At 70.2% G+C, this 16001-nt stretch carries 12 protein-coding genes; 5 read left to right on the plus strand and 7 right to left on the minus strand.

What is annotated here, in order from left to right:
• Positions 1-16 precede the first annotated feature (16 nt).
• From glgB to KBY66_RS04425, 6 genes are all read right to left on the minus strand, one after another.
• Positions 17-2347, minus strand: coding sequence for a 1,4-alpha-glucan branching protein GlgB (gene glgB / locus KBY66_RS04400; RefSeq protein WP_255087982.1), 2331 nt, complete (start codon positions 2345-2347; stop codon positions 17-19).
• 62 nt (positions 2348-2409) lie between these two features.
• A complete protein-coding gene (locus KBY66_RS04405; protein ID WP_255087983.1) occupies positions 2410-3129 on the minus strand; it encodes a DUF3887 domain-containing protein in 720 nt (239 codons plus the stop codon).
• Positions 3126-4742, minus strand: coding sequence for a CocE/NonD family hydrolase (locus KBY66_RS04410; RefSeq protein ID WP_315855477.1), 1617 nt, complete (start codon positions 4740-4742; stop codon positions 3126-3128). Before KBY66_RS04410 ends, KBY66_RS04405 begins: the two co-directional genes overlap by 4 nt.
• Complete coding sequence (locus KBY66_RS04415) at positions 4743-5003, minus strand: hypothetical protein (RefSeq protein WP_255087984.1); 261 nt, start codon at positions 5001-5003, stop codon at positions 4743-4745.
• Between the two features lie 134 nt (positions 5004-5137).
• The gene (locus tag KBY66_RS04420; RefSeq protein ID WP_255087985.1) at positions 5138-5554 is read right to left on the minus strand and encodes a DUF4332 domain-containing protein; all 417 of its coding nucleotides are present in this window, start codon (positions 5552-5554) and stop codon (positions 5138-5140) included.
• Positions 5551-6018: a Ycf51 family protein gene (locus tag KBY66_RS04425; RefSeq protein WP_255087986.1), complete on the minus strand. Its 468-nt coding sequence runs from the start codon at positions 6016-6018 to the stop codon at positions 5551-5553. The genes KBY66_RS04420 and KBY66_RS04425 overlap by 4 nt, the downstream gene beginning before the upstream one ends.
• 71 nt (positions 6019-6089) lie before the next feature.
• On the opposite strand from KBY66_RS04425, the gene KBY66_RS04430 reads away from it, so the two are divergent.
• The 5 genes from KBY66_RS04430 to KBY66_RS04450 are packed head-to-tail and all read left to right on the plus strand — an operon-like array spanning position 6090 to position 13862.
• Positions 6090-10577, plus strand: a complete 4488-nt coding sequence (locus KBY66_RS04430) for a translocation/assembly module TamB domain-containing protein (RefSeq protein ID WP_255087987.1) — start codon at positions 6090-6092, stop codon at positions 10575-10577.
• 46 nt (positions 10578-10623) lie between these two features.
• A complete protein-coding gene (locus tag KBY66_RS04435; RefSeq protein ID WP_255087988.1) occupies positions 10624-11565 on the plus strand; it encodes an ROK family protein in 942 nt (313 codons plus the stop codon).
• A gap of 7 nt (positions 11566-11572) precedes the next feature.
• Entirely contained in the window at positions 11573-12886 is a 1314-nt protein-coding gene (locus KBY66_RS04440) for a glutamate-5-semialdehyde dehydrogenase (protein ID WP_255087989.1), read from the plus strand.
• A complete protein-coding gene (folB, locus tag KBY66_RS04445; RefSeq protein ID WP_255087990.1) occupies positions 12883-13269 on the plus strand; it encodes a dihydroneopterin aldolase in 387 nt (128 codons plus the stop codon). Before KBY66_RS04440 ends, folB begins: the two co-directional genes overlap by 4 nt.
• On the plus strand, positions 13266-13862 hold the full coding sequence (locus tag KBY66_RS04450; protein ID WP_255087991.1) for a lipase family alpha/beta hydrolase: 597 nt from the start codon (positions 13266-13268) through the stop codon (positions 13860-13862). The genes folB and KBY66_RS04450 overlap by 4 nt, the downstream gene beginning before the upstream one ends.
• On the opposite strand, the gene KBY66_RS04455 is transcribed toward KBY66_RS04450, so the two are convergent.
• Positions 13859-15997, minus strand: a complete 2139-nt coding sequence (locus tag KBY66_RS04455; RefSeq protein WP_255087992.1) for a M3 family metallopeptidase — start codon at positions 15995-15997, stop codon at positions 13859-13861. The genes KBY66_RS04450 and KBY66_RS04455 overlap by 4 nt on opposite strands.
• Positions 15998-16001 lie beyond the last annotated feature (4 nt).

Raw genomic sequence — 16001 nt, forward strand, 5'->3', positions numbered from 1 at the left:
GAAGCCAGGGGCGAACCTACCCGACCAGAAGACCGCCGGCAGCGGCTTCGTCACACAGACCCTGGCTGCGCGCCCCATCCCTCTGGAACACCAGCACACTGAGCGGTGGCAGGCAGAGGTTGAGGGAGTGGCTATAGCCGTGCATGGCGGTTTCCTCGCTGAACTTGCCACCGAGATTGCCGAGGTTGCTGCCGCCATAACGGCTGCCGTCGGTGTTGAACACCTCCGCGTAGAACCCTTCCAAAGGAACGCCGATGCGGTAACAGGCATGGCTCTGGGGGGTGAAGTTGGCTACCACCACCAGCCAGCGTCCTGTGCTTTGCTCCCGGCGCATGAAGCTGATCACCGAGTGGCGGTTATCGCTGCAATCGATCCACTGAAAGCCATACTGCACGAAGTCGTCCCTCCAGAGGGCCGGCTCGCGGCGGTAGAAGCCGTTGAGGTCATCGACCAGGTTCAGCAGACCCTGATGGGGGTCGTACTGGAGCAGGTTCCACTCCAGATCCCCCCAGACGTTCCATTCGGCCCGCTGGCCGAACTCCATGCCCATGAAGATGGTCTTCTTGCCGGGATGGGTCCACATGAAGGCGAGCAGGGCCCGCACATTGGCGAACTTCTGCCAATCATCACCCGGCATCTTGTTGAGAAGATTGCTCTTTCCATGAACCACTTCATCATGGCTGAGGGCGAGCATGAAGTTCTCGGTGTAGTGATACCAGATCGAGAAACTGATGTTGTTCTGGTGGAACTGGCGCAGCCACGGGTCAAGCTCGAAGTAATCGAGCATGTCGTGCATCCAGCCCATGTTCCACTTCAGGTTGAAGCCAAGGCCGCCCAGGTGGGTGGGCTGGGTCACCATCGGCCAGGTGGTGGACTCCTCGGCGATCGAGAGGGCTCCAGGAAAGTGATGAAACAGCACAGTGTTGGCCTGCTGCAGGAAGCGCACCGCTTCGAGGTTCTCGCGGCCGCCATGCTCATTGGCCAGCCATTCCCCATCGGGGCGAAGGTAATCGCGGTAGAGCATCGAGGCCACCGCATCCACACGGATGCCATCGATGTGAAATTCTTCGAACCAATAAATGAGGTTGGCCACGAGGAAGTTTCGCACTTCGTTGCGGCTGTAGTTGAAGATCAGCGTGCCCCACTCCTTGTGCTCGCCGATGCGGGAATCGGCGTTTTCGTAGAGGTGCTGGCCATCGAAGAAGGCCAGCCCGTGGCTGTCCTTGGGGAAATGGCCAGGCACCCAGTCGAGCAGCAGGCCGATCCCCTCGGCGTGGCACTGGTCCACGAAGGCCCGGAACTCATCGGGGCTGCCGTAGCGGCTGGTGGGGGCATAGAACCCCGTGACCTGATACCCCCAGGAGCCATCGAAGGGATGCTCGGCGATCGGCATCAACTCGATGTGGGTGAAGCCCCGCAGCTTCACGTACGGGATCAGCCGATCGGCCAGTTCCGGGTAGGTGAGCAGCCGAGCGCCGGGCTTGAGATCGGCCGCCGCCACAGGCGGCCTTGACGTTCCATCGGCTTCGCGGTATAGCTCCTCGCTGGAGCCGTGCATCCAGCTGCCGAGGTGCAGCTCGTAAACGGCGATCGGCTGGTCGAGGGGATCGCGGCGATCACGCTGCTCAAGCCAGGCCTGGTCGCTCCAGCGGTAGTCCCCGAGGCGGGCCACCACCGATCCGGTCTGGGGGCGCAGTTCGTGCTGAAAGCCATAGGGGTCGGCCTTCTGGTGGCAATGGCCCTCGGGGCTGCGGACCTCGTACTTGTAGACCGTGCCCACCGCCAGGCCGGGCAGGAACAGTTCCCAGATACCCCCGAGCCGCCGCTGCATCGGATGGTGGCGGCCATCCCAGTTGTTGAAGTCGCCCAGCATCGCCACGCTGCGGGCGTTGGGCGCCCAGAGGGCGAATTGCACGCCGTCAATGCCATCCCGCTGGCAGGGGTGGGCGCCGAGCCGGTGCCAGATGTGGTGGTGGTTGCCCTCGGCGAAGAGATGGCGGTCGAGCTCCCCCATCCACTCCTGGCGGAAGGCCCAGGGGTCGTGCTGGCTGTGCTCAAGGCCGGCACGATTCACCTGCAACCGGTAGGAGCATCCCGGATCCGAAGCCAGGGTCGCTTCGAACAGCCAGGGATGGTGGGGTGTCGCCATCGCCTGGCTCTGCCCATCAGCCAGCAGCAGGTCCACCCGATCCGCCTCCGGCATCCAGGCGCGCACCACCCAACCACCGGCTTGGGGCTGGGGTCCGAGCACCGCGAAGGGGTCATCGTGAACGCAGCTGGCCAGGCTCTGGCCGGCTTGGATGATCCCGTCGAGGCTGGCGGCGGGAATCATGGAAGGTGCGCACATGAAAGATGAACACTAGATCGCCACGGTTGGGTGATCAGGCGGCGATCAAGCTTTGTAAGGGTTCAGGGCTTGACGGGGCCGTCCTGGCGCTTGAGCTCCTCCGGAAAGTCGATCCCGATGATGTGGTTGCTGGCGTCGAGAATCACGAAGAGATTGTCGGTGAGTCGGTTGAACTGGGTGGTGACCAACACCAGCTGCTGGTCGCCGCCCTGGCTGGCCACCACCGTCCCCCGCACCCGCTGGAACGTGCCGGTGAGTTTTTCGAGATCCTTCCAGCGGTTGAGCATGTCCTGGGGCCTGAGCTGGCCCTGCAGCTCCAGGGAGAGGAGACCGCGCGCCTCCACCACCTTCCCCTGGCTGAGCGCATTGACGAAATTGGCTGCAACCTGCTTGATCGGCGTGTCATTCAGGTCGCGCTCCCAGCCCAGCAGCCGACCGCGGTCGTCGACCACCAGCACCAGGGGCCTGGTGCCCTTGGCGGTGATCAGGTCCGCCTCCACCGTGCTGTCGTCGGCGCCCCCCAGCACCTCCTTGATCCGGCTGCCCAGGATCGGCTCCTGCAGCTGCAGCCGCTGACGAATTCTCTCGGGTGTGGTGGCCCGCTGCAGATCCGGGGCCAGCAGGTTGTAGATGGCCTGGCTGTCGTTGCGGCGCAGCCCCTCGATGATCGCTTCAGCGGCGCTGCGGGCCTGGGCCGGGTTCAGGCCCGAGGTGGCAAGAGCCGCTGGAAGCGAAGCGCTGCAGGCCAGAACCAGGGCCAGCAGTGGGGCGCGCAGATTCACAGGGTGGGATCAGACGATGAAGCCAGTCTGGCCGATGGCCAGGGCATCAGCTCCAGTGAGGCGCCAGGAAGCACCAACTGGAGGGTGATCGGCCGATGGCCTGGCCCGGCCGGCCCCAGGGGTGTCTCCCCGGTGCCGGGGTTGACGGCGATCTGGGGCCAGGCGGCGGCGGCGATTGAGAGCCTCAGCCGCTCGCCGGGCGCAACGGTGGCCAGCAGCGGTTGAAACAGAATCCGCCGCCGCTGAAACCGCAGGCACTCCGGCCCCAGGAAACGCCCCACTCCCGTGCTGATCTGAAGCACCTGAGCTCCCTGGCGCCGCACGATCGAGAGGGCGCCGCAGAGGTCGAAGCCGGGCTGATCGGCGGCAACCTCCAGCTCCAGCTCAGCTTGCCCCTCCAGGCGCAGCGTCTGGGCCATGGGTGCGGAGGTGAAGCAGGCCACATCACCGCGCCGGTCCAGGTCGCCCCGCTCCACCGGGCCGGCATCCAGACCGAGGTGGCCGCCCCGACCAGGCACCGGCCGCCAGGGGTCATGCACCAGCCAGACCTCGCCTCGGCCGGACTCCTCAGGCCCCAGCAGCTCCCCCTCGCCGGCATCGATGGCGGCGAGGCCGTTGCTGGCCAGCCGCCATCGGGGCGCCGGGGGGGCGAAAGGGGAAGTCTCCGACCAGAGACCGCTGCCGAGGTCAGCGCTGCGTTGGCGGGGTTGGGGCAACGGCGGTGGTCGATCGCGCAGGTGTTGATCGAAGAAGGCGAGCTGGAGGCGGTCGATGCCGCCCTGCCAGTCGAGGTGGGTCCAGGCCCCGATCCGCAGCAGGGGCTTGCCGCCGGCGGCAAGGCTGCGCCAGTAGAGATCGAGGCCGCCGCTGAGCTGGGCATCCCACCAGCCGCCCACCACCAGCATCGGCTTGCGCAGCAGCGCCGCAGCGGGTCGATGCCGGGTCCAGCCCCCGTCGCTGGCGGGATCCAGGCTGAACCAGCCCAGGCCCATGGCGCCGGGGTCATGACGCTCCAGCAAGGCCAGCCCATGGTCGAGACAATGGCCGCTGCGCAGGCTGCGCTGGATGGTTCTCCAGGCCACTTCATTCCCCCGACGCCGTACGGTTTCGGCGGCCAGCTGGAGAGCCCAGGCGAGGCCGAGGGCCCAGCGGTGGGCGCCCCCCTCGCTGGCCCAGTGCAGCCGTTCATCCAGGCCGGTCATCGCCGGTGCCAGGCAATCGGGCGCGAGGGCGGGGTCGTCGCTCAGCAGCTGGGTGAGCCCCTGGTAGGAAAAGCCGTAGGTGCCGAGGCGTCCGTTGCACCAGGGCAGGCTGCGGGCCCAGGCCAGGGCCGTGGCGCCATCGCGGGCCTCCTGGGCGAAGCCAGCGAAATCACCGCCAGAATCCCCCCGTCCCCGCACGTCCTGAACAGCCACCCCATAACCCTGGCTGGCGTACCAATGGGGGTGGGCGCTGGTGACGGTGGAGGCGATCGCCCGGCCATAGGGCTGGCGCATCAACAGCAGCGGCCAGGGGCCAGCGCCAGAGGGTTTCCAGATTCGCGTGGCCAGCCTCACGCCATCGGGGCAGGGCATCCAGGCGTCCTGGGATTCCACCGAAAGCGGCGGGCTCACTCAGCGAACATCGGGGCAGTGGAGGCCCACCACGTAGGTGGTGACGATCTCGGCATCGGTCGGGCTGATGTTCTGGCGCTTGGCCACCATGTCAATTGCCTGGGGTGAGGTGGAACGCACGCCCTGGCTGTTGAGCTGGCGCAGCTCGTTGCAGAGGCTCTTGGCGAGCTGGGGGTTCTGCTTCACCGATTCCAACAGTGGTGAGGCGGCCATCGCCGTGGCGACGTTGAAGAGAAAGCTGAGGGCGATGACCTGGGTCATGGCCTGACCCAGCCGATGAGACGGCCCGCGGCTGCGGAGCGAATGGCGACGATCACAGCTCACGGACAACCCATCCCAGAAGGGAATACATCTCCATTTGAGGGCTCCCTGGGCACGGCCAGGGCGGCATCGGGTCAGTTTGGGGAGCGACCGGTGGTACTGCGGGCCAAGCTGATCCAGCGCCGCACCGTGGTGGCCGTCAGCAGCGGCATGGCGGTGCCGGTGAGCGAGCGTTGCAGACGGCCGAGCTGAACCAGCAGTTGCTGGGGGGACGCCACAGCCAGCCCATCGACGGAGGCGATGCCGGCGTAGAGCAGCAGGGCCGCCTCCGCCGGCGCCAGGCCCACCGCCGCGATCAGGCGGGCCTGGCCACGCAGCTTGATCAAGCGCTGCTCGGAAGCCCCGTGGCGGGCCAGCCGCCGCAGGTCGCCATCAGCCAGCCCGGCAAGTTCGCTCCAGCGGCAGACCCCATCGGCCTCGAGTTGGCCCTGCTCCGCCTGGAAGTGCGATGGCAGCGGGCCGATCGGCCCATCGACGCCGGGGAGGCTCAAGGCAGCAGGAGCGCCACCTCGCCCTGGCTGTTGCGGGTGGCTTCGGCCAGAAGCACAGGCCGGCTGACGCCCTTCCCCACCGATTCCACCCGCCGCAGGCGCACGTGCACGAGCCCATCGGGGCTGTTACGGCCATTGCCCCGCAGGTTGAGGGCGAGCTGCTCGACGGTGGGGGCGAAGGCCTCCGGAGCCAGGTCGGGGCCGGCGGTGGCCACCACCAGGTTGGTGCCGTTGTCGAAGACGATCGGCGCCCTGACCGCCCCCTCCACCTGCACCCGCGGGTTGTAGCTGATCGCGAAGGCCAGGCAGGAGAGCGCCAGAAGGGCGGTGAAGCTGGTGATCCCCACCAACCGGAAGCGGATCCCCCAGCCCGCCACGAAGCCCGCCACCATCAGCACGGCGAGAACGCCGCTGGCGGCACCCAGCCATTTCCCCACGGCGAGCAGCACGGGATCAACGGGCATGGGGGGGGCTGGGCGAGGGCGAAATCACCTTATAGATTGCGGCCACCTCAGCCGGTAACCACAACGTTCCGATGGGGTTGCCCAAGGCCGACTGGCGCCGCTCCCTCGTTTTCGGCGGTGCTCTGCTCACTGCCGCCAGCCTGGGGGGGATCTGGTTCGGCGCCGACCAGCTGGCCGGTCGCCTCTACCAGCACTGGCGCCCCCAGCTGGAGCGGCAGATCGGTCGGGGCCTGGGCCGCCCTCTCCAGCTGGGGCCCTACCAAGGCCTGCGACCCTGGGGGCTGACGATCGGCCCGAGCCGGCTGTACGCCGGCCCCGCCGACGGCTCCAGCGCTTCGGTGGGGAGCCTGGAGGTGTCGGTCGCACCACTGGCCAGCCTGCGCCAACGGCTGCCGGTGATCCAGCTGGCCGTGGAGGGGGGCGACCTCCAGCTGGTGCGCAACCCCCAAGGCCGCTTCTGGGTGTTCGGGGGCGGAGCGGCGAAGCAGCCCCCCCGACTGTCCCTCGGGATCCGCCTCGCCGACAGGACCCGGGTGCGGGTCCAGCCCTTCGGCCTCGACCTGGCGGTGGGCGGCGGCCTCGCCGTGGCGCTGCACCGCCAGCAGGTGGACTGGAACGGGCTGGCACAGCTGCCTGCTGCCCCTGGTGGCGAACCGCCGGGTCGCTTCCAGCTGGAGGGTGGGGCCAACTGGGGAAGCGGCGACCTTCGCCTGCGGCTGGGGGTGCTCGAGCAGCCCCTCGCCCCCCTGGCGCGGCTCTGGCCCAGCCAGCGCCCCGGTACCCGCCTGGCTGGGCGGCTGGCCGGCCGCCTTGTGCTGGCACGATCAGGCGGCCGGCCCCGCTGCGATGGCAGCCTGCGCCTGGGCGGCCTGATCGTGCAGGACCGGGCCTTACCGGCTCCCCTGCAGGTGGAGCGGCTGGCCCTGCGCTGCGCTGGCGATCGCCTCGCCCTGGCCAGCAGCCCCTGGACCATGGCGAACTGGCGTGGCAGCGCCTGGGGCGCCCTGGCGCTGAACCGATGGGTCAACCTGAAGCTCAGCGCCGAGGACCCGAAACGGGGGGATCAGCTCAGTCTCGACCTGCGCGGGCCGTGGCTGCAGCCACGGTTGGAGCTCGCCGGCCTGGTTCCCCTGGGTCGCGGCACCCCGGCCAGTCCGGCGCCCTTGCGGCTCAAAGGGGAGATCCAGGTGGATCGGCGACAGGCCCTGGGCCTCCAGCTGGCCAGGCTGCGGCTCAGCACAGGGAGATCGGAGCTGCAGGCCGAGGGAAGGCTGTGGCCCCGGCTGGAGCTGCGCAGCCGCTCCCTGAACCTCCACCCCTCCCTGTGGGAATCGGCCCCCTGGCTGCGGCCCCTGCTGGACGCCAACCAACCGGTGGCAGGCCAGTTGCGCGCCAGCGGCCCCTGGAACGAGCCGCGGCTGCGGGGCGTGTTCGTCCAGGCCGGCCGGACCCTGCTGGAGCTGGAAGCCAGCCGCAGCCGCGCCAACGGCATCAGGGGCGAGCTGCGGGCCCCCGCCGGGCTGCGGCTCAACCAGGCTGCCGTGCTGGGGCCCGCTAGCGCCAGCCTGGCCTGGGGCAGCAACCTGCTGCGGCTCACCGCGCTGCGCAGCCCGGAGCTGCGGGCCCGCGGCCAGCTCCCCCTGCGCTGGCAGAAGCGGCTGGGACTGGTGGCGGGGGATCTTGCCCTGGACCTCGAGGCGGCTCCCTTCCAGCTCCAACGGCTCAGCCCCCTGCTCGGGGTGGCCCTGGGCGGCGATCTGGCCGCCAGCGGCAGCCTGCGCGGTCCCCTGGGGCGGTTGCGCCCCGACCTGCAGCTGACCCTGCGCGATCCGGCCAGTGGACCTCTGCGGCTGCGGGAAACCTGGCGGGGGCGCCTGACGGCCCAGGTCGGGGCTGGGGGGGAGCTGCGCATGCTGGCCCAGGCTCCCGCCATGCCGGGGGAGTTGCAGGCCAGCCTGGCCCCTAACTGGCTGCCACGGCAGGTGCTGCTCCGGCGGGGGCAGGGCTCCCTGCGGCTGAGCGGGAGCCCCCAGCGCTACGGCTGGCAGGCCAGCAACCTGCCGCTTGAGGGCCTGCTGCTCAGCGTGGGAGCCCGGGCAACGCCGGGCCCCCTGGGGGGGCGACTGGGCGGCCAAGGCTTCCTGGAACTCCAGCCCCTGGCGATGGGGGGGGAGATCAGGCTGGAGCGTCCGGTGCTGCTGCAACTGCAGGGCCAGCGACTGACGGCCTCCGGCCGTTACCGCCAGCAGCTCTTCCAGCTGAAGGGCAAGCTGCAACCGCTGGGGACTGGAACTGTGGCGATCACCGCCCAGGGTCGCCGGGCCGGGCCGCTGCGGGCCCGCCTGGAGGGCCGGGGGCTGCCCCTGAGCTTCTTCGAACAACTGGCGGAGGCCTGGCCCCAGATCCAGGGGGCGCCAGCACGGCCAATGGGCCCGGCCAGGGTTCTCGGCAACGGCTGGATCGCCAGCCTGGGGAGCACGATCGATCACCAACTGGCCGCCCTGGATCGGGCCCGGCAACGGCTCGACACCTTCCGGTTGGCACCGCTGGATCCCCCCCGCTTCCATCCCGAGGATCTGCGCGGCCTGGTCGATGCCGATCTCAGCCTGCAGGGCCCCTCGATCCAGGCCCTGCGGCTGGACCTGGCCGCCAAGGCCCACCTCTGGCAGAAGGGGGACAACCAGGACGAAGCCCTGCTGCTCGATCCCCTGGTGGTCACGGTGCAGGGACCCCTCAGCGGGGGGCCAGGTCGCTTCGGCGTGGAGGGGCTACCGCTCAGTCTGCTGGCCCTGCTCACCCCGGTACCGCGGGGCCTGCGGGGAGCCCTCGACCTGGAAGGCGACTACCGGCTGGCCGGAGCCCGGAGCAGGGTCAGCACCAACGTGGCGCTGCGCCAGGGAAGCCTGAACGACACCCCCCTGCGCCTGGAGCAGGCGGATGTGACCCTGAACGACGGCACCGTGGCCTTCCAGGCTTCCCTGCGCGGTGGCGACGCCGAGAACAGCGTCGATCTGATCGGCACGGTGCCCCTGGATCCGGCCACCGAGGGCCTGAGGCTGCGGGTCTCCAGCCGCGGCGACGGCCTCCATTTTCTCAACGATCTGACCACGGCGGAAACGATCTGGCGCAAGGGAAGCGCCGACCTGGAGCTGCTGGTGCGCGGCAGCCGGCGCGAGCCGGTGGCCAACGGCTTCCTCCGCTTCCGCGGGGGCGAATTGCGACTGGCTGGCCAGACGGTGCGCCAACTGGAGGCCACGGTCCTGTTCGACTTCCAGGAGCTGCTGGTGCAGGAGTTAACCGCCCAGCTCGGGGAGCGGGGGACGATCAAGGCGTCCGGTGGCCTGGGCCTCTTCGAGGCCACCCCCCAGCGCAACCCCCTGGCGGTGGAGGTCAGCGAAGCCCAGATCAGCGTGCCCCGGCTCAAGGCGCGCCTCGATGGAGATCTGGGCATCAGCGGCAGCCTGCTGAAACCAACCCTCAGCGGCGAGCTGCAGGTCAGCCGGGGCACGATCAACGGACAACAAGGGGAGCTGGCCCGCGCCGATGCCAAGGGCACCGTGCGGCCCGCGACGATTCCCCGGCTGGTCGAGCAGGGCTGGGACTTCCAGCAACCCCTGCTGCTGCTGGGCCCGGAGGTGGAAACCAGCACGGGCCTGGCCCTGCGCGAGGCAATCCCGAATTTCGCCTACCTGAGGCTGAGCGACCTGCGGCTCCGCTTTGGGCCCGACCTGCTGGTGGTGTCGCCGCCGGTGGCGGCCTTCAAGACCGGCGGCCTGCTCACCCTCAACGGCCCGATCGACAGCTCCCTGCGGGCCAGTGGGGTGGTACGGCTCCTGAGCGGCCGGCTCAGCTTCTTCACCACCACCTTCAGCCTGGATCCCCAGGCGCCGAACGTGGCGGTCTTCACCCCCAGCCAGGGCCTGGTGCCCTTCGTGGACATCGCCCTGCGCACCCGGGTCTCGAACACCCTGAGCATCGGCCGCGACCGCAATCCGATCAGCGAATTGGATCTCAGGGGTGGCTTCACCCCGCTCGATCAGCTCAGTCTGGTGCGGGTGACCCTGAAGGTGAGCGGTCCGGCCGACCGGCTGGGCGAATCAATCGAGCTGCGCAGCAACCCGCCCCTCTCCCGCGATCGCCTGGTGGCCCTGATCGGCGGCAACACCGTGGCGGGCCTCGGCGAAGGCAACGCCGGGGCGGCGCTTGCCACGGTGGTGGGGCAATCGCTGCTCTCGCCCCTGCTCAGCAGCCTCACCGAGGCCCTCGGTGAGCGGGTGAGCTTCGCCATCTACCCCAGTTTCGTCACTCCCTCCACCCAGACCAGCCAGACCGGCCAGATCAGCCGCCGCCGTGTCCCCAGCCAGCTGGTGGTCGGCAGTGAGCTGGGCCTGGACCTCAGCGATCGCTTCAATTTTTCGGTGCTGGCGGCGCCGAACCGCAGCGACATTCCCCCCCAGCTAACCCTGCGCTATCAGGTGAACGACACCGTCGGGGTGCAGGGTTCGTTCGACACTGAGGGGCGCTGGCAGACCCAGATGCAACTGTTCTTCCGGTTCTGATGCAACGCTTCCGGTTCTGATGGAGCCAGATCCCTGCCCTGACGCCATGGTGCAGATCGACGGCGAGGCGAACCCCCTTGAGCTGAGCGGCTTCGAGCTGATCGGTGTCGACCTGGGTGGCACGGCGATCAAGCTGGGCCGCTTCAGCGCCTCCGGGCAGCTCCTGTCCGAGCTCCGCTGGCCCACACCCCAGCCGGCCCTCCCCGGCGCCGTCAGCATGGCCCTGGTGGAGGCGATCGCGGCGATCGATCCAGGTAACCAGGCGGCGGCGGTGGGCATCGGCCTGCCCGGTCCGATGGATGCTGCCGGCCGGGTGGCGCGCATCTGCATCAACCTGCCGGGCTGGCGGGATGTGCCCCTGGCGGCCTGGCTGGAGCCCCAGCTCAGGCGGCCGGTGACCCTGGCCAATGACGGCAACTGCGCCCTGCTGGGGGAGGCCTGGCAGGGGGCGGCGCGGGGCTACGGAGATGTGCTGCTGCTCACCCTGGGCACGGGGGTGGGGGGCGGTGTGCTGTTAGGCGGACGACTGTTCACAGGTCACGCCGGGGCGGCGGCCGAGCCCGGCCTGATCTGCCTCGATCCCGAGGGGCCACCCTGCAACAGCGGCAACCGGGGCTCCCTGGAGCAGTACTGCAGCATCGCCGGCCTCGGCCGCCTGAGCCCCCTCGATCCGCCCGAGCTCAGCCGCCAGGCCGATCGGGGCGATCCGGAGGCACTGGCGGTCTGGGACCGCTATGGCCGCTGGCTGGGCCTCGGCATCAGCTCACTGGTCTACGTGCTGACTCCCGAGCTGGTGCTGCTCGGCGGCGGCCTGAGCGCCGCCAGCTCCCATTTCCTGCCGGCGGTGTGGCGGGAGGTGGAGCAGCGGGTGGAGCCGGCCAGCCGCGAGGGCCTGCGGATCCAGCCATGCGCCCTCGGCAACGGCGCCGGCCGGCTCGGGGCCGCCCGGCTCGCCCTTGAGCGCCTGGTGCGGCCCCGCTTGGGATGATGGAGTGATGGCCTCCACCGTTCCTGAACCCACCCCCGCCCTGCTGGGGCGCGCCGCCGGCGTGCGCCGGGCGGCGGCGGCCCTGGGGCAGACCAGCGATGCCCAGCGGCGCGCCGCCCTGGACTCGATGGCCGATGCCCTGGCGGCGGCCGCCGCCGGGATCCTGGCCGCCAACCAGGCCGACCTGACGGCGGCGGTTGATGAGGACGGCCTGGCTCCGGCCCTGGTGGCGCGGCTCAGGCTCGATGCCGCCAAGCTCGAGGCTGCCATCGTCGGCGTGCGCCAGGTGGCGGTCCTGCCGGATCCGCTGGGGCGCCGCCAGCTCCACACCGAACTCGACCGCGGCCTGGAGCTGGAGCGGATCACCGTGCCGCTCGGGGTGGTGGGGGTGATCTTCGAGGCCCGCCCCGATGCGGTGATGCAGATCGCCTCCCTGGCGATCCGCTCCGGCAACGGCGCCATCCTCAAGGGGGGGCGGGAGGCCAGCCGCAGCTGCGCCGCCATCTTCGCTGCCCTGCAGCAGGGCCTGGCGGCCAGCCCCGTGGCGCCCGACTGCCTCGATCTGCTCACCACTCGGCAGGAAAGCCTGGCCCTGCTCAAGCTCGATGGCCTGGTGGATCTGATCATTCCCCGCGGCTCCAACGAGCTGGTCCGCTTCATCCAGGACAACACCCGCATTCCCGTGCTCGGCCACGCCGACGGCATCTGCCACCTGCTGGTGGACCGGGAGGTGGAGGTGGAGCAGGTGATCAGGATCGCCCTCGACAGCAAGACCCAGTACCCGGCCGCCTGCAACGCGATCGAAACCCTGCTGGTGGACCGTCAGGTCGCCGCCAGCTTCCTGCCGGCGGCGATCGCGGCCTTCGGCGCGGCCGGGGTGGAGCTGCGCGGCGACGCGGCGGCCTGCGCCCTGGGCGTTCCCCACCCCGCCAGCGAGGCGGACTGGGACACGGAGTACTCCGACCTGATCCTGGCGGTGAAGGTGGTGGAGAACCTCGACGAGGCCCTCGCCCACATCGCCCGCCACGGCTCCCGCCACACCGACGCAATCTGTACCACCAACAGCGCCACCGCCGAGCGCTTCCTGCGGGCGGTGGACAGCGCCGGCGTCTTCCACAACTGCTCCACCCGCTTCGCCGACGGCTTCCGCTACGGCTTCGGCGCCGAGGTGGGCATCAGCACCCAGACCCTGCCCCCGCGGGGGCCGGTGGGGCTGGAAGGCCTGATCACCTACCGCTACCGGCTGCGCGGCGACGGGCACATCGCCGCCGACTACGCCGCGGGTACGCGCACGTTCCGCCACCAGTCTCTCCCCCTGTGACGCAGCCCCTCGACGCCATCCACGTGGACGGACTGCGGCTCTGGGCCCATGTCGGGGTGCTGGAGCGGGAGCGGCAGATGGGCCAGTGGTTCGAGCTGGCGTTCACCCTCTGGCACGACCTGGCACCAGCGGGCCGCAGCGACGACCTGGCCCTCAGCCTCGATTACGGTGTGGCGATCCAGGCCGTGCAACAGCTGGCCTGTGGCCTGCGTTGCCACACGATCGAACAGTTCGCCGAGCGGGTGATGGACCGGCTGGAGGAGCTGTTCGGGCCGGTGCCCCAGAGGGTGGTGCTCACCAAATGCCGGGCGCCGGTGCCGGGCTTCATCGGCCGGGTGGCGGTGGAACGCTGGCGCCATGGGGACAGGGGGGCGGATCGGTGAGCACCCGGCCCCCGCTGGTGCTGGTGCATGGCCTCTGGGACACACCGCGGCTGTTCCGGCGCCTGCAGGAGGCCCTGGCCGGCGAACGGGATCCCCTGCTGGTGCCCTATCTGCACCACCGGCTCGGCGCAACCCGGATGCTGCCCTTGGCCGAGCGCCTGGAGGCGGCCATCGAGGCGACCTTCGGGCCCAGCCAGACGATCGACGTGCTGGGTTTCTCGATGGGAGGAGTGGTGGGGCGCAGCTGGATCCAGCTGCTCGGTGGCCACCGGCGCACCCGCCGCTTCTTCAGCGTGGCCAGCCCCCAGCAAGGCACGCCCCTGGCCCAGGTCTGCCCCCCCTGGCTGCTGGGGGGCATCGCCGAGCTGAAACCGGGCAGCCCACTGCTGCGCCAGCTCAATGACTCAGCGGAGATCCTGAAGACGGTGGACTGCCACAGCATCTACACCCCCACCGACCAGATCGTGGTGCCTGGCTGGCGCGGCGTGCTGCCGGTGGGCACCCGCCAGGCCCTGCCCGCCATGACCCACCAGGCGATCCTGAGGGATCCGCGGGCCCTTGCAGCCCTGCGGGAGGCCCTGCTGGCCAGCTAAGCCAGGGCTGGCGCCAACCCCGAGTGGCGGATCAGGGCTTCAGGGCTGGGCGGACGGCCGCGAAAGGCCTCGAACACCTGCTCGGGGCTGCGGCTGCCCCCCAGACTGAGCACGGTGTCGCGGAAGCGGCGGCCGGTGGCCTGGATCTGGGGCTCGTTCTGCAGGCCCACCTCCTCGAAGGCGCTGAAGGCGTCGGCGCTGAGCACCTCGGCCCACTTATAGGAGTAGTAGCCGGCCGCGTAGCCCCCGGCGAAGATGTGGCCGAAGGAGCAGAGGGTTGCGTCCGCCTCGACCAGGGGCAGCACCGAGGTGGTGGCGGCGATCTCCAGGCGGAGCTGCTGGGGGGTCTGGCCGGAATCCGGCTGCCACTGGCTGTGCAGGCGCAGGTCGACAAGGGCAAGGTGCACCTGCCGCAGGGTGGCGAAGCCGGCCATGAAGGTGCGGGCCGCCAGCAGCTTGGCGAACTCGGCCTCCGGCAGCGGCTCGCCGCTCTGCCAGTGGCGGGCCATGCCCAGCAGGGTGGCGCGGTCGTAGCACCAGTTCTCCATAAACTGGCTGGGCAGCTCCACCGCATCCCACTCAACCCGGTTGATGCCGGCGGCCTGGGGACGCTCCACGGTGGTGAGCATGTGCTGCAGCCCATGGCCGAATTCATGGAAGAGGGTTTCCACCTCCTGGAAGGTCATCAGGCTGGGGGTGCCGGCCACCGGTGGGCTCTGGTTGCAGATCAGGTAGGCCACCGGCAGCACCGGCCGCCCCTGGGCATCGAGGGAGCGGCCCAGGCAGTCGTCCATCCAGGCGCCACCGCGCTTGCTGCCAGGCCGGCTGTAGGGATCGAGGAAAAAGGCGGCGATCGCCGCGCCGCTGGCGGCATCAACGACCCGGAAGAAGCGCACATCGGGATGCCACACCGGCGCCGCGCCGTCGGCCGCCTCGATGCGGATGCCGAACAGACGGCCACAGAGGGCGAACAGGCCATCGAGCACCCGGGGCAGGGGGAACCAGGGCCGCAGGGCTTCGCTGTCGAGATCGAAGCGCTCGCGGCGCAGCCGCTCCGACCAGAACGGAACGTCCCAGTGCTTGAGGCCAGTGGATTCCGGAGTGGCCTCGGGGGCGCCATGGCGGGCGGCGCAGGCGGCCAGGGCGGCCAGTTCCTGCTGGGCCATCGGGAAGGCCGCCGCCCGCAGGTCTTCGAGCAGGCCCTCGACCGCCTCCACCGAATCGGCCATTTTCTTGGAGAGGCTCAGCTCGGCCCAGTGGGCAAACCCGAGCCGCCGCGCCTGCTCACCGCGCAGGCGCAGGATGCGCTCGATCAGCGGCCGGTTGTCGAGGTCGGAGCTCGACGCCCGGCCCACGAAGGCGCGGTAGGCCTGCTCGCGCAGGTCCCGGCGGGTGCTGTATTGGAGAAAGGGCCCGTAGCGGGGGGCGTCGAGGCCGAGTAGCCACGGACCGGCCTCGGCGCTGGCCCCCTCGCCGGCGGCCTGGGCCAGCAGGGCGAGCAGGCTGGCCGGCAGGCCGTCCACCTCCTCCGGGCTGGTGAGCTGCAGGGTCCACTGGTTGGTGGCATCCAGCACATGGTTGCCGAAGCGGCTGGAAAGGGCGGAGAGCTCCTCGCTGGCCTGGTTGAAGGCTGTCTGCTGGTCGCTGGCCAGACCCACCCCGCGCAGGCGCCGGTCGCGGAGCTCGGCCGCGAGGATGCGTTGCTGGGTGGCATCGAGCCAGAGCGGATCTGCCGGGGCGGCCTGGTCATGCTGGGCATGCAGCCGCTCCAGGGCCTGATAAAGCACCGGGCTCTGGCTTGCCCGGTTGGTGAAGGCCACCACGGCGGCCTGCTGGGCCTGGTGGGCTTCCCGCAGCGCCGTGGTGTTGCACACGCCCACCAGATGGGTCACCACCCCCCAGCTCCAGCGCAGCCGCTCGGCCAGCTTCTCCAGCGGCTCCATCACCTGGTCCCATCCAAGGGGTTCAGGGGCCGAGAGGGCCAGCTCCAGCTGGGCTTCCAGCCCGGCCAGCTCGGTCTCGAGCCCTAGCAGCAGGAGCGGTATCTGGCTGCTCACCTGCTCGGGGTCGATCGCCCCGTAGCGGGGCAGGCCCTCGCCGACCAGCAGGGGAGAGGCAAGGCTGGTGGCGCTCATCGGC

It is taken from the genome of Synechococcus sp. Tobar12-5m-g, assembly GCF_024345415.1.
GTDB lineage: Bacteria > Cyanobacteriota > Cyanobacteriia > PCC-6307 > Cyanobiaceae > Regnicoccus.

Bases quoted from the DNA above. Each gene is read 5' to 3' on its own strand.
- glgB (WP_255087982.1), bottom strand. From the start codon at position 2,347: ATGTGCGCACCTTCCATGATTCCCGCCGCCAGCCTCGACGGGATCATC.
- KBY66_RS04415 (WP_255087984.1), bottom strand. From the start codon at position 5,003: ATGACCCAGGTCATCGCCCTCAGCTTTCTCTTCAACGTCGCCACGGCG.
- KBY66_RS04425 (WP_255087986.1), bottom strand. From the start codon at position 6,018: ATGCCCGTTGATCCCGTGCTGCTCGCCGTGGGGAAATGGCTGGGTGCC.
- KBY66_RS04430 (WP_255087987.1), top strand. From the start codon at position 6,090: ATGGGGTTGCCCAAGGCCGACTGGCGCCGCTCCCTCGTTTTCGGCGGT.
- KBY66_RS04435 (WP_255087988.1), top strand. From the start codon at position 10,624: ATGGTGCAGATCGACGGCGAGGCGAACCCCCTTGAGCTGAGCGGCTTC.
- KBY66_RS04440 (WP_255087989.1), top strand. From the start codon at position 11,573: ATGGCCTCCACCGTTCCTGAACCCACCCCCGCCCTGCTGGGGCGCGCC.
- KBY66_RS04455 (WP_255087992.1), bottom strand. From the start codon at position 15,997: ATGAGCGCCACCAGCCTTGCCTCTCCCCTGCTGGTCGGCGAGGGCCTG.